The 13470-nt window shown below is 73.0% G+C and carries 13 protein-coding genes; 4 read left to right on the forward strand and 9 right to left on the reverse strand.

Annotated features, from left to right (window positions below; all coding sequences use genetic code 11):
* Positions 1–2: 2 nt before the first annotated feature.
* Positions 3–269 carry a hypothetical protein gene (locus tag PV342_RS05345; RefSeq protein WP_018557858.1) on the reverse strand — a complete coding sequence of 89 codons (267 nt, stop codon included), beginning with the start codon at positions 267–269 and terminating at the stop codon, positions 3–5.
* Positions 270–672: 403 nt separating this feature from the next.
* Between PV342_RS05345 and PV342_RS05350 the strand changes: the two genes are divergently transcribed.
* The 3 genes from PV342_RS05350 to PV342_RS05360 all read left to right on the forward strand — a co-directional run bounded on the left by PV342_RS05350 (position 673) and on the right by PV342_RS05360 (position 5139).
* Positions 673–1821, forward strand: a complete 1149-nt coding sequence (locus tag PV342_RS05350; RefSeq protein ID WP_500315958.1) for a hypothetical protein — start codon at positions 673–675, stop codon at positions 1819–1821.
* Positions 1822–1901: 80 nt separating this feature from the next.
* Positions 1902–2840 carry a GNAT family N-acetyltransferase gene (locus PV342_RS05355; protein WP_500315960.1) on the forward strand — a complete coding sequence of 313 codons (939 nt, stop codon included), beginning with the start codon at positions 1902–1904 and terminating at the stop codon, positions 2838–2840.
* Between the two features lie 199 nt (positions 2841–3039).
* Positions 3040–5139, forward strand: coding sequence for a PhoX family protein (locus PV342_RS05360; RefSeq protein WP_500315961.1), 2100 nt, complete (start codon positions 3040–3042; stop codon positions 5137–5139).
* A 147-nt stretch (positions 5140–5286) separates the two neighbouring features.
* On the opposite strand, the gene PV342_RS05365 is transcribed toward PV342_RS05360, so the two are convergent.
* The 8 genes from PV342_RS05365 to PV342_RS05400 form a co-directional block, all read right to left on the reverse strand.
* Positions 5287–5526 carry a winged helix-turn-helix transcriptional regulator gene (locus PV342_RS05365; protein WP_500315963.1) on the reverse strand — a complete coding sequence of 80 codons (240 nt, stop codon included), beginning with the start codon at positions 5524–5526 and terminating at the stop codon, positions 5287–5289.
* Positions 5527–5536: 10 nt separating this feature from the next.
* On the reverse strand, positions 5537–6781 hold the full coding sequence (locus PV342_RS05370; RefSeq protein ID WP_500315965.1) for a cytochrome P450 family protein: 1245 nt from the start codon (positions 6779–6781) through the stop codon (positions 5537–5539).
* Positions 6781–8034: a cytochrome P450 gene (locus PV342_RS05375; RefSeq protein WP_400801235.1), complete on the reverse strand. Its 1254-nt coding sequence runs from the start codon at positions 8032–8034 to the stop codon at positions 6781–6783. Before PV342_RS05375 ends, PV342_RS05370 begins: the two co-directional genes overlap by 1 nt.
* Positions 8031–8675: a GTP-binding protein gene (locus PV342_RS05380; protein WP_018557863.1), complete on the reverse strand. Its 645-nt coding sequence runs from the start codon at positions 8673–8675 to the stop codon at positions 8031–8033. Before PV342_RS05380 ends, PV342_RS05375 begins: the two co-directional genes overlap by 4 nt.
* Entirely contained in the window at positions 8656–9015 is a 360-nt protein-coding gene (locus PV342_RS05385; protein ID WP_354803337.1) for a DUF742 domain-containing protein, read from the reverse strand. The genes PV342_RS05380 and PV342_RS05385 overlap by 20 nt, the downstream gene beginning before the upstream one ends.
* Complete coding sequence (locus PV342_RS05390; RefSeq protein WP_018557865.1) at positions 9012–9455, reverse strand: roadblock/LC7 domain-containing protein; 444 nt, start codon at positions 9453–9455, stop codon at positions 9012–9014. Before PV342_RS05390 ends, PV342_RS05385 begins: the two co-directional genes overlap by 4 nt.
* Complete coding sequence (locus PV342_RS05395; RefSeq protein ID WP_500315968.1) at positions 9452–10993, reverse strand: sensor histidine kinase; 1542 nt, start codon at positions 10991–10993, stop codon at positions 9452–9454. The genes PV342_RS05390 and PV342_RS05395 overlap by 4 nt, the downstream gene beginning before the upstream one ends.
* Positions 10994–11454: 461 nt before the next feature.
* Entirely contained in the window at positions 11455–12702 is a 1248-nt protein-coding gene (locus tag PV342_RS05400) for a YbfB/YjiJ family MFS transporter (protein WP_500315970.1), read from the reverse strand.
* A 146-nt stretch (positions 12703–12848) separates the two neighbouring features.
* Here PV342_RS05400 and PV342_RS05405 point away from each other — a divergent pair, with 146 nt between their 5' ends.
* A complete protein-coding gene (locus tag PV342_RS05405) occupies positions 12849–13445 on the forward strand; it encodes a TetR/AcrR family transcriptional regulator (protein ID WP_361011539.1) in 597 nt (198 codons plus the stop codon).
* The last annotated feature ends 25 nt before the right edge of the window (positions 13446–13470 follow it).

Raw genomic sequence — 13470 nt, forward strand, 5'->3', positions numbered from 1 at the left:
GGCTAGTCCACGACGCCGAAGTCCTCCGGGAAGTCCTCCAGGAACGCGCGGCGCCCGGGATCGGTCTCGGCGGCCGTCATCGCGGCCAGCACTTCGAGGAACCCGTCCCGCTGGCCCTCCGTCATCCGGTCGACCACGGCGGCCACGCCCTCCAGGGCCTTCAATGCCTCGTCCTGGTCCATGCGCTCGTCGTCCGCGTCCTCCACGAACCAGGTCAGGTCCACGAGGGCCGCCACGAGGGCGTGGGTCAGCGAAGGGTACGGAGGCATCGGCGTGTTCTCCCTGCGGGCTGCGGCTGTGACGTTCCCCGGCATCCCATCACGAGGCGCCGACAGTGCCGCGCCCAGGTCGGTTCCGCCGGTGCCCGAGCGTGTCACGGGGCGGCGTCCACGACCGCCCGCGTTCTCAGCGCGCAGCCCAACTCCCCTTTGCAATGCGCCTGTTCGTCACGACCTCGACCCCTCCGGAAGGTCCGTACGGCTGTTCCTGATGGAGCGTCATTCTTTTTCCGTTGGCTCACCGTTCCCGTACGGTTCCGCAAGGCCGGAACCCCGGGGGCGGATTGGCGCGGGCACATGGGTGACCGTTTATGCTCTGCACCGTCATTGGGAATGTTGTGAACTCAACCACGTTTGGCCGTCGAGGGGACAGCGCGCCATGAACCGTCCGGGGATGTCGATCAACCAAGTGCGGATAGCCGTGGCCTTGCTCAGCCTCGCGCTGTTCGCCCAGACGGCGTTCTGGCTGCTCTACGACATCGTTGTCCGCGGTCTGCCCGGCGCCTGGTCGCTGTGGACCACGGGGTGGGTGCCGGGGCTGTCGGCGACCTCGTCGCTCGACCTCGGCCTCGCGGCGCTGCAGCTCTGCGCCGGTCTGGCGGCCCTGTTCCGCACCCGCGGGGCCGGCGGCCTGCTGATGACCTCGTGCACGGTGACCCTCGGCTTCCGCCTCCCGGCGGTCTGGTACCTGCTGCTCGACTCCCCCTCCGACCCGTGGTTCGGCACCCTGAAGGGCGCCTCGCTGAACGCGGTGGGCAGCACCGCCGTCCTCGCGGTGGTCCTCTGCCTCGTCCTGGGCGGGCTCCTCCTGCTGGCACGGCACATGGAGTACGAGGCCGCCGCCTCGAACGCGGTGACCGGCGGCGTCCGCCCGGTGAAGGTGACGGCCACCGCCTCCGGCCTGCTGCTCGCGGTGCTCAACGTCTTCTACATCGGCCGGAACGCGGTGACGGCCTTTCAGGTCGGCCCGGGTGTGCTCACCGACCTGATCGTCGGCAAGGGAAGCGGTCGCGCCATCCTCGCCGTTCCGTCGCCGTACCAGTGGGTGTGCCTGACCGTGCTGTGCGGGGCCGGCATGCTGCTCGCGGCCAGGCGGCGGCCCACCGCCCCGGGCTTCTCGGTGGGTCTCTCGCTCTTCATGATGCCGTCGGCCTTCACGGAGCTGTGGGGCTACGCGGTCGGCTCGATGCCCGTGACCGCCGTGGACACCTCGCAGAGCCTGCTGGAGTTCGTCGGTTCCGCGGCGGTGGTCGCCCTCATCGTCGGCGACGTTCGCCGCGACCGCCGTCCCGACGACGCCGACCTCGATGTCATGACACCCGCCGTGCCGATCGGGACCGCGGCAGCCGTACCCGCCACGCTCGCCGTGCCCACCACCCCCGCCGCACCGCCCGCCGCAGCGGCCGCCCAGGCCGACGAGGACGACGACCCGGCGGAAGCGGCCGTCGAGGCCGTGGAGGTCACCGTCCCCGCCCAGCGCGACAACGACGGCGACGGCACCGCGGAGGCAGAGCGTCCGGCGACCGAGGCCGCCGGCGCCTGAGGCGGGCGCCCTCCCGGCCGGACCGGCTCCGCCGCGAAAAGCGTTTGCACGGAGCCGGTGCCGGTGCCGAGAGTTGCGGCATGCCCATCACCGTGCGGCCGGCCGCGCCCGAGGACGCTCCCGTCATCTGCGACCTGCTCAACGCCGTCGACGTCGTGGAGCTCGGGCGGCCGGAGACCGACCTGGCGACGGTCGAGTCGTCGCTGGCCCATCCCGAGGCGGACCTCGAGCGCAACTCCTGGCTGGCCTTCGAGGACGGCGCGCTCGTCGCCTACGGGCTGCTCTGGGACGAGTCCGGCGCCGAACGCATCGACGTCGACCACTACGTCCTGCCCGCCCACCAGGAGGCGGGCGAGCGGCTGCTGGACCTCCTCCAGGCCCGGGCCGCCGAACGCGCCGCGGAGAACGGCGCGGAGCGGGCCGTCGTCCATCTCGCCCTCAACACCGCGCCCACCGTGGACACGGCCCGCCTGACACGACGCGGCTGGAGGACCGTACGGCGCTACCACGTGCTGACCCGCCCGCTGTCGGCCGCCGCGGACCCCGTCCCCGCACTCCCGCCCGGACTGACGCTGCGCGACTGCACGGCGGAGGCCGACCGCCGCCGCGCCCACGAACTCCTGCAGGAGAGCTTCGCGGAGCACTTCGACCACCAGCGGCGCACCTACCGGCAGTGGCTGGACGACCTCGGCCAGGGCATCGACTGGTCCCTGGTGTGGATCGCCTCGCTGGAGGGCGCCGGGGACGTGGGCGCGGCGCTGACCCGTGACGACCGCGCGGCCATGGCGTGGATCCGGAGCCTGGGCGTGCGCGAGGAGGCGCGGGGCCGGGGTGTCGCCGGCCATCTGCTGCGCCACGCCTTCGGCGTCTACGCCGCCCGCGGCCGCGACACCCTCGGTCTCGGGGTGGACACCGACAACCCCACAGGGGCCCCGCGGCTGTACACCGCGCACGGCATGACCCTCCACTTCGCCGTGGACACCTGGGAACTGACGCTGCCGGCGGCCATCCCGGCGTGAGCGCGCCGCGCGCGCCGCCCGCCGCGCCGTTGGGACGTCGCAGCGGTGAGGCGGCGTCCGTCGGGCGCGCACGGGCGCGGGAACCCCTTGCCGCGCTCACCGGTTCATGCGCGGTTCACGTTCCGGCCACCCCCGCGAGAACAGGGCTCTTTACCGTCCCTTGGTACTCGCTATACCGGAACATAGACTTGGAGGCACTGTGCGGCCGCACAGACTTCTTCCGCTGCTCCCCCGTCACGACGGCGGCAGGTCCGCGCTCACCTGCCGGTTCAAGTGCGGTGACGCCTGCGCCCACGAGGCCCCGAACACCAGCGGGAACGCCTACCTCGGCGACGTCGTCGCCGACGCGCTCTCCCGCCGCACGATGCTGCGGACCGGCGCCGTGGTCACCCTGGCCGCCGCCGCGGGCGGCATAGCGGTCACGTCCGGCACCGACGTGGCCGCCGCCGCGCCCGAGCCGCCGCGCGGAGGCCACGGAGGCCATGGAGGCACCGCCGACCACGACGCCGCCAAGGGCCTGCGCTTCCGGCCCGTCTCGCCGAACACCGTGGACGCCGTCGTCGTTCCCGAGGGCTATGCCCAGAGTGTCGTGATCCGCTGGGGCGACCCCATCCTGCGCGGCGCCCCCGCGTTCGACCAGGCGCGGCAGACCGCCGCGGCGCAGGCCGGCCAGTTCGGCTACAACAACGACTTCCTGCACCTGTTCGACCTGCCCGGTGAGCGCGGCCGTCAGGTACTCGTCGCCAACCACGAGTACACCGACGAGATCCTCATGTTCCCGGGCTACGACGCGGCGAACCCCACCCGCGAGCAGGTCGAGATCGCCTGGGCCGCGCACGGGCTCAGCGTGGTCGTGGTCGAGGAGGAGCGGCACTCCGGCCGCCTGTACCCGGTGAGCCGGCACGGCCTGAACCGCCGGCTCCACACCCGCACCGCCTTCCGGCTGACCGGCCCCGCCGCGGGCAGCCCCCTGCTGCGCACCAAGGCCGACCCCACCGGCACGAAGGTCCTCGGCACCCTCAACAACTGCGCCGGCGGCACCACCCCGTGGGGCACCGTGCTGTCCGGCGAGGAGAACTTCAACCAGTACTTCGGCAACGCGGCCTCGGTCACCGACCCGGTCACGGCGGAGCGGCTGAAGCGCTACGGCATCGCCGGAGCGGCCAGCGAGCGCAAGTGGGAGCGGTTCGACGACCGCTTCGACCTGGCCAAGGAGCCCAACGAGGTCAACCGCTTCGGCTGGATCGTGGAACTCGACCCGTTCGACCCGGACTCGACGCCGCGCAAGCACACCGCGCTCGGCCGCTTCAAGCACGAGGCCGCGCAGCCCCGCCTCACCGAGGACGGCCGCCCCGTCGTCTACATGGGCGACGACGAGCGCTTTGACTACATGTACAAGTTCGTGGCGAGCAAGGCGATGCGGCACGGCACCGGACGGGCGGTCCGCGAGCACAACCTGTCGCTCCTGGACGAGGGCACGCTCTACGTCGCCCGGCTGACGGGCGACAGCCCGGCCGCCGAGTTCGACGGCAACGGGAAGCTGCCCTCGGACGGCGAGTTCGACGGCTCCGGCGAGTGGATCAAGCTGGCCGACGGCACCACCTCCTTCGTGGAGGGCATGACCGCCGAGGAGGTCTACCTCTTCACCCGCATGGCGGCGGACAAGGCCGGAGCCACGAAGATGGACCGCCCCGAGGACGTCGAGCCGAGCCCGCGCACCGGTCGCGTCTACGTGGCGCTGACCAACAACACCAACCGCGGGAAGGCCGGTTCCGCCGGTGCCGACGAGGCCAACCCGCGGAACAACAACAAGCACGGGCATGTGCTGGAGCTGGCGGAGTCCTTCGACGACCCCGCCGCCGACCGCTTCGCGTGGCGGCTGTTCTTGGTCGCGGGCGACCCGTCCGACCCCGCCACCTACTTCGCGGGCTTCCCGAAGGACGACGTCAGCCCGATCTCGTGCCCGGACAACGTGGCGTTCGATCCGCACGGCAACCTGTGGATATCCACCGACGGCGCACCGGGGACCCTCGGCACCCACGACGCCCTCTTCGGTGTCGCGGTCAAGGGTGAGAAGCGCGGTCAGGTCCGGCAGTTCCTGAGCGTCCCCAAGGGCGCCGAGACGTGCGGCCCGATCGTCCAGGACCAGCGCGTCCTGGTCGCGGTGCAGCACCCCGGCGAGACCGACGGCTCCACGTACGAGAACCCGTCCTCGCGCTGGCCCGACGGCGGCCGGCGGATCCCCCGCCCCTCCGTCGTCGTGGTGTGGCGCAAGGACGGCCGCGACATCGGCGTGTGACGGGAACGGCCCCGCCCGTCCGGTGCTCCGGACGGGCGGGGCCGTCACCCGTCCGGCACGCTCGCCTCCCCACCGGGGTGCTCGCGGGCCGCGCGGCCGACGGGACCGGCGGGACCGGCGGGGCGGAACGGCCCCGGGTGGGTGGCCTCAGTCCTTCGTGGCGTCGTACTCGACGCGGGACCGGCTGATCTCCTGGGCGTGGGCGTCGGCCCGGCCGGCCAGGTCGCGGACGACGTGGAGCAGCGAGCGGCCGCGTTCGGTGAGCGCGTAGCCGACCTGCGGCGGGACGGTGGCCCAGACCCCTCGCTGAACGGCGAGGCGTCCGCCACCGGAGCGGACCGGCACCTCCCCGCACCGGCACGAGCGGCGCGGGGAGGTGCCGGACACCGACGGTAGGTCAGTTGACGGTGACCGGCAGCTCGTACAGGTCGTTCTGGGTGACCACGGGCTTGTTGCGCAGCTCCGACGCCGGGACCGCCAGGTCGAGCTTCGGGAAGCGCTCGAACAGGGCGGGCAGCGCCACCGCCGCCTCCAGCCGGGACAGCGCGGCGCCGGGGCACACGTGCGGGCCGTGGCCGAAGGCGATGTGGCGGATGGGGTGGTCGCGGGTGATGTCGAAGACGCCGGCGCTCGGGCCGTGCTGCTTCTCGTCGCCGCCGATCGCCGCGTAGGAGACGATCAGCGCCTCGCCCTTGGTGATCACCTTGTCGCCGACGGGGACGTCCTCGGTGGCGAAGCGGATCAGCACGTGCGAGGTGGGGGTGGAGTGGCGCAGGGTCTCCTCCACCACCGACTCCCAGCTCGCCTTGCCCTCCCGCACCAGCGCGAGCTGGTCGGGGTGGGTGAGCAGGTTCACGACCGCGTTCACGATGAGGGAGATGGTGGTCTCGTGCCCCGCGGCGATCATGAGCTGCAGAGTGCTCTGGATCTCCTCGTCGGTGAGGTGGTCACCGTCCTCGGAGGCCGCGATCAGAGCGCTGGTGAGGTCGTCGCCGGGCTCGGCGCGCCGGTCGGCGACGGTCTTGGCCATGAGGGCCGCGAGCTCGCCGAGCGTGGCGAGGACCTCGGCGGGCGGGGTCTGGGTGGAGAAGAACTTCTCGAACAGCACCTTCAGCCGCGGCAGGTGGGCCTTGTCGATGCCCATCAGCTCCTGCACGACGTACATCGGCAGCGGGTAGGCGAAGGTGGCTTTGAGGTCGAGTACGTCGCCCTCGCGCGCGGCCTCCTCGACGCGGTCCAGGAGACCGGCCGTCAACTCCTCGATCCGGGCCCGCATCTGCTCCACGCGGCGCGGGGTCAGCGCCTGGGCGACCAGGGCGCGCATCCGGCGGTGGTCGGCGCCGTCGACGGTGAGCATGGAGCGGCCCGGGTTGGCCAGGCCGATCAGCGCCCAGTCGGCGGGTATCTCACCGCGGGTGAAGGCGTCCCAGTGGGCGATGTCCTTCACCAGCCGCGGGTCGGTCAGCAGCGCGCGGGCCTCGGCGTGGTGCGTCACGGCCCACACCGGCACACCGCCGGGGAGTTCGACCGCGGCCAGCGGGCCCGCCTCGCGCAGCGCGGTGCTCTCGGCGACGAGGTCGCCCACCAGCGGGTCCAGCACGATCGGGGAGGCCGCGTGGTGGCCGGTGACCGGGCATTCCATCAGAGTTCTCCTAGCACGGGGGTGGGTGTGAAACGCACGGGGAGCTTGGTCATGCCCCGCAGCCAGGGGGACGGACGACGCACGAGATCGGCGGGGTCGACCGCCAGTTCGATGTCGGGCAGCCGGTCCAGCAGCACCTCGATGCCGGTGCGGGCGATGGCCTCGGCGATCTCCTGAGCCGGGAACGGGCAGCGGTGCTCGCCGTGCCCGAAGGAGAACCACGCGTTGTTGCCGTTGGTGGAGGCCCCGGCCTCCAGGTGGACCTGGGGGTCGGCGTTGGCCGCGGCGAAGCCGAGGATGAGCAGGTCGCCGGAGGCGATCTGGCGCCCGCCGAGCCGGGTGTCGCGGCTGGCCCACCGCCCGGCGATGTTCTGGCTGGGGGTGTCCTCCCACAGCACCTCGTTCATGGCCTGCCCGACGCTGTGCCGGCCGCCGGTGAACGAGGCGGCGAAGCGGTCGTCGGTGAGCATCAGCCGCAACGAGTTGCCGATCCAGTCCGCGGTGGGCTGGTGCCCGGCCACGGTCATCACCATCAGGTCCTGCACGATCTCCTCGTCGGAGAAGTCGTACCGGTCGGCGAGCATCCGCGAGACGACGTCCGCGCCCGGCTGCTCCTTCTTCGCCTCGAGCAGTTCGGTCATCGCGGTGTAGACGTGCTTCTGGCCGGCGATGGCGTCCGGGCCGCCGTCGACCAGGTCCTTGACCGCCTTCACCAGGAGGGGCCCCTGCTCCTCGGGGAAGCCGTACAGCCGGGCGAGCACGCGGACCGGGAGCAGCATCGCGAACTCGTCGAGGATGTCCGCCGTGCCGCTGCCGCAGAAGGTGTCGACGAGCGCGTCGGCGTAGCGCTCGGCGTAGCGGCGCAGTTCGACCGCGTCGATGGCCTCCATGGCGTTGCCCATCATCGCGGCACGCTGCCGGTGGCGTTCGCCCACGGTGTAGAGGATCGAGGGCTGCTTGCGCCCGATCATGGGCAGCAGCGGCCAGTCGTCGGGGATGTGGTCCCACTGGTTCCACAGGTCCGAGTCGCGGCTGAAGAGCACCGGGTCGCCGGTGACGTGCAGCAGTTCCCGGTAGCCCAGCACGAGCCAGGCCGGTATGCCGCCGTCGAGCGTCACGGGTGCCAGGGCGCCGTGGTCGCGGCGCAGTTCCCGGTAGAGGGCGGCGGGTTCGACATGGAAACGCGGACCGCTGAACGGCACCGCCCCGGCGAACGGGTCGGTGCCGGCGGCCGCGGTGGGCTGGCTGGTCACGGAGCGGTCATCTCCCGGGCGCGCGGGTGGGCGGCGGACAGGGTCTGCAGGTGCTGGACGAGGGTGATGAGGACGTCCTTGGAGGACTGCCGGGACCGCGCGTCGCAGTCCACCAGCGGCACCCCGTCCGCCAGCGACAGCGCGTCGCGGACCTGTTCCTCGGTGTGCTTGGGCCCGCCGAAGTCGTTGCGGGCCACGACGAACGGTGTGCCGTGGTGCTCCAGGCGGTCGATGGCGTACCAGGAGTCGTCCAGGCGGCGGGTGTCGACGAGCACCACCGCACCGAGCGTGCCCGAGAACAGCCGGTCCCACAGGAACCAGAACCGCTCCTGGCCGGGCGCGCCGAACAGATAGAGCACGGTCCGCGCGTTGACACTGATCCGGCCGAAGTCGAAGGCCACGGTGGTGGAGGACTTGGTCCCCACACCGGCGAGGTCGTCGACCCCGGCACCGGCCTGCGTCATGGTCTCCTCGGTGTTCAGCGGGCGGATCTCGCTGACCGAGCGCACCATGGTCGTCTTCCCGACACCGAACCCGCCGGTGATGACGATCTTCAGCCCGTTGTCGGCGCTCGCGTCGAGCGGTGCCCGGGGCTCCGGCCGGCCGGGAACGAGGCCGGGGTCAGAGGTTGCGTAGTCCAACGAGCACCTGCTCCAGGATCTCGGGGTCCGGAAGGTGAGCCGCCGTCCGGACGGTACGGGGGTGCCGGGCGCTGATGCGGCCGGTGTCCAGCAGGTCGCACAGGAGCACCTGGGTGATGCCGACCGGCAGCCCCAGGTCGGCGGCGAGCTCGACGACGGCGGTGGGCCGGCGGCAGATCCGCAGGATCGCCGCGTGCTCGGACTGCATCCCCGGGACCGGATCGCACTCGGCGACCACCAGGGTCACCAGGTCGAACGCGTCGGACACGGGCCGGCTGCGACCCGACGTCAGGGTGTACAGCCGGTCCGGGTCCTCCTCCCGGCCCGGGCGGGGTGTCATGCGCCGTCGCCGTCCTCACCGGGCACCTCGCGCGGGGGCGCGCTGAGGTGCTCGCCGAGCTGCTCGACCAGCTCGTGCATGTTGTGGCCGATCAGGCCGACCTCGGCGTCGTCGTCGGCGACGACCGCCAGGTGGGCGCCGTCGCCGGCCTCGACGATGAACAGGATCCCGCCGTAGAACTCGGCCATGGCCTGCCGTACGCCGCCGCTGCCGTCGCCGAACTCGATGGACGCGCCCTGGGACAGGCTCTGGATGCCGGCGGAGATCGCCGCGAGCTGGTCGGCCTGGTCGACCGAGAGCTCGGGGGTGCGGCACAGCTTGAGCCCGTCGCGGGACAGGACCAGGGCGTGGCGGGCGCCCGGGGTCCGCTCCAGCAGGTTCTCCAGCAGCCAGTTGAGCCGCTCGTCCGTACTGGTGTGGCCGGTGGCCGGTGCGGTCATCGCGCGTCGCTTTCTGGGGATGGGGCCGTCGCGTTGTGCTCGTCGCGGTCCGCGCCGGGCGCGGACGCGGGGGACTCGTGGTCGGATGCGGGTGCGGCGGGGGTGGTGCCGTGCACCGCGCTGCGGAAGGTGCTGAACCTCGCGGCCCGTTCGGCCGCCGTTCCGTGGCCGGCCGAGCCCGAACTCGGACGTGCGGCGGGCCGGTCGTGGTGGGGCCCGTCGTGGCCCGCGGCGGACAGCGTCTGACCGCGGCGGCGCTTGGGCAGGCCGCTCTCGCCCAGCTCCGGTGGCGTGGGCCCGGCCTCCTTGCCCGTGTCGGGCGTCTCGGCGGGGGCCGGGACGGACGGGGCGGCGGCCGGGGCCTCCGGGGGCAGGAGGGGCTCGGCTTCGGGGCCGGCGTCCGTGCCGGGGCGCGGGACGGTGAGCAGTTCCTGCGGGATCATCATGACCGCGCCGGTGCCGCCCCGGGCCGAGGGCCGGAAGGAGATGGTCAGGCCGTGCTTGCGGGCCAGCCGGCCGACGACCGTCAGGCCGAGCCTGGTCCCGGACAGACCGGTCAGGTCCCCGGACCCGGCGGCGACGGCGCTCTGCGCCCGGCGCAGCGCGACCTCGCCCATCACCAGTCCGCTGTCCTCGACGGTGATGACCGAGCCCGCGGGCACCTCCTCCACGTACACGTGGACCTCGGCGGTGGGCGGGGAGAAGTTGGCCGCGTTGTCCATGAGTTCGGCCAGCGCGTGCATGACACCCTCGGCGGCGTGGCCGACGACGGCGACCTCGCTGGTGGAGTGGAGCCGCACCCGCTGGTAGCCGGCGATGCGTCCCATGGCGCCGCGCAGGATCGACTCCATGCGGATCGGCTTGGCCCACCGGCGTCCGGAACGGGCCCCGGTCAGCACGGCGATGCTGTCGGCGAGGCGGCCGGCCTGGGCGGTGCGGTGGTCCAGGTGCAGCAGGTCGTGCAGTACGGCCGGGTCGCTGTGGCGGTGCTCCATCTGCCGCAGGTCGGCCAGCATGCCGGTGGCCAGTGCCTGCATGCGCCCGGCGGCGTTGGCCCCGACGGCCATCGCCGCGGCGCGGCGCGACTCGCTGCTGCCCACGCGGTCGGCGATCAGGGTCAGCATGCGGCGCTGAGGTCCGGTCAGCGGCTCCCGTACGGCGGTGAGTACGCGGTCGACGGTCTCTCCGCCGGTGATCCGCCGGACGGCGGCGGGCAGCACCTCATCGGCGAAACGTTCCGCCTCGGCCCGCAGGGTGTCGAGCTGCCCGGCCAGCCGCCGTGCCCGCCAGCGCTCCTGCGCCGCCACGGCCACGGCCACGACCAGCGCGAGGATCCCCGCGGCCGCGCCGGTCACGGCGGGGGCCCGCAGCGATCCGGGAGCGGCGACGACCAGCCACACGGCCACCGGAACGGTGACCACCAGGGGTACCGCCAGGGCCCGCGCCAGGTACGCGAGCGGAGCACGCTGCTCACGCGGCCGTGCCGGGATGCGCAGGCGCCCGGTCCGCGGGCGCGGTAGCGCGGTCTGCGCTGTCATCGATCAGGACCTCGGGACCGTCTGGACGGATGGGATGGGCGGAGCGGGAATCCTGCAGAAACGGGCACCGCCGCGCACACGAATCCCGTACGGGCTCCGTGTTCGCGGGGAACTCGCGGTCACTATATGCGAGTTGCCGAGGCTGTTGATCAATGAGCCGACGACATTCCTCGGCTGGTGGGGACATGTGGAGCAAACGCGGCATGCGGCGGTCGCGATGCCGGGGAACCGGCGCTTCCGCTCCTCCCGGGGCGCCACCGGCGGCACGTCCGTGGGCGCCATGTCGTCACCGCGCCACTGACCACGTCTTTCGCCGTGCCACCAGGGCCGGGGCGGGATTCCCGGGACGGGGCCGCCGCACCGCCCGCGCACCGGCGGGCGTCTCCGCCCCTGCGGCCGGCGGGAACGCCGGCGGTCTGTCCACTCTGCGACATGTCGCAACCCCGCCACGCCCCGGCGCCTCATTCCCGGACGGACGCGCCCCGGACCCCGGCGATGTGGTGCACGGCTTCCTCCTCCGCGACCGCGGGCACACGGGCGAACCGCGCGGCCGCACCGACGACCAGCGCCAGGCCGAGCGCCGCCGCTCCGATGAGGAACAGCGTGCGGTGGTCCTGGCCGCTGCGGGCGAAGACATAGGAATAGAGGTAGGCGGAGAGAGCCAGCGACAGCGCACCGGCGACGGTCGCCCTGCCCCATGCCGCCGACTGCGCCTCGGGCCGCCGCCCCACGAGTTCGTGGACGCGGCCCAGCACGACCGGCACGACACCGGGCGGGTAGGACCCGATGACGACGCTCAGCACCGCGATCTCGGGCAGGCTGTGCGCCGCGGCGAGCGCGGCGAGGGCCCCCGCCTGCACCAGGGTGATCAGCAGCAGGGCCCTGGCGAAGCCGAGGCGGTCGCCGAGCAGGCCGTAGAGGGTGGGGCCGACGAGGGCGCCGAGCCCGTACAGGATCCAGACCGTGGAGCCCGCGGACCCGCGGCCCAGTCCCCGGCTGACGAAGTCGGCGAGGAACGCCATGGCCGGGGTGAGCCCCATCGAGATCAGGGCGTACTCCACGAGCAGCAGCCTCAGCCGCGCCGGGCGGACGGCCCTGCCCTGACCCTCCCCCGGGGCCGAGGGGACCGCGGGTGCGGTGGGCCGGGGCCAGCCGTTCCAGCTCAGCGCGGTGAGGAGGGCGCACAGGACGGCCAGCCCCGCCCAGGTCCGGCTCAGACCGAGGCGCAGCAGCAGGGGCACCAGCGTGCCCGAGGCGGCGATGCCGACGCCGAGCCCCGCGAAGATCGCGCCGCCCGCCAGCCCGCGCCGCTCCCCCTTCAGGTACGGGAGCACCGCGCCGGCCACCCGCACCATGATCACGCCGCCCGCGAGCCCCGAGGCCAGGCGCCAGAAGAAGAACCAGGGCACCGATACGGGAACGCTGCAGGCCAGCAATGCCAGCGTGGCCAGCGCCATCATCCACCGCAGGGCCCGGCGGTCCCCCAACCACCGCCCCACCCGCCGGGCGCTCAACGCGCCGGCCAGGTAGCCGGCCAGGTTGGCCGCGCCGAGGTAGGCCACGGCGGACGGCGAGAACCAGTGGGCGTTGATCAGCTCGGGGACCAGGGGCGTGTAGGCGAACCGGGCGAGGCCGATGCCGACGAAGCTCGCGCTCGCGCCCGCCGCTGTCGCCCGCCACGCGGCGGGTCCCGGTGGTGTGGTGCTCATGTGCTCGTTTCCGCTCTCCGCCCGGTCGCGGCGGATCCAGGCGCCGCCCGGCCCGTCCGCTACCCGGGCCATCTTTGACAACCCCGTCATGTTTGACAGCCTTGCAAACTTTGACGGGGCCGTCAAAGATTGCTTACGGTGGGGCCATGGCTGGACGGCGTCAGTTCGATGAGCAGTACACCCTGGGCCGGATCCTGGACGTCTTCTGGAACCAGGGCTACGGAGCGACCTCCATGCAGGACCTGGCGACCGCCAGCGGAGTGCAGCGCGGCTCGCTCTACAACGCGTACCGCGACAAGGAGACGCTGTTCCTGCGCGTCTTCCGGGACTACGCGGACGCCTTCGTCGCCGAGGCCGCCGCCACCCTGGACCAGCCGGACGTCCGGCAGGCGCTCGAGGACTTCTTCGACTTCACCATCGCCTCCATGACCCGCGGCACCCCCGCCCGCGGCTGCCTGTCGACCAAGACCGCCACCGACACCCAGGCGGACGCCGAACCCATCCGGATCGCGATCCGCGGCATGCTGGACCGGCTCGAGGGCGTCATGGCCGAACGGCTCTCCCGCGAGGACGCGGCCGGGCTGCTCACCGTCCCGCCCACCGAGGCCGCTCGGGTGCTGGTCACCATGACCCGGGGCACCGTGGTCATCGAGCGCGTCTACCAGGACGCGGACCGCCTCCGGGCCACCGCGAGGTCGCTGATCGCGATGGTGCTCGGCGCACGGCGGCAGGCCACCGTCTGACCAACGGGCCCGGTAGGGTGCCCCG

The organism is Streptomyces sp. PA03-3a, assembly GCF_033792735.1.
Taxonomy (GTDB): domain Bacteria; phylum Actinomycetota; class Actinomycetes; order Streptomycetales; family Streptomycetaceae; genus Actinacidiphila.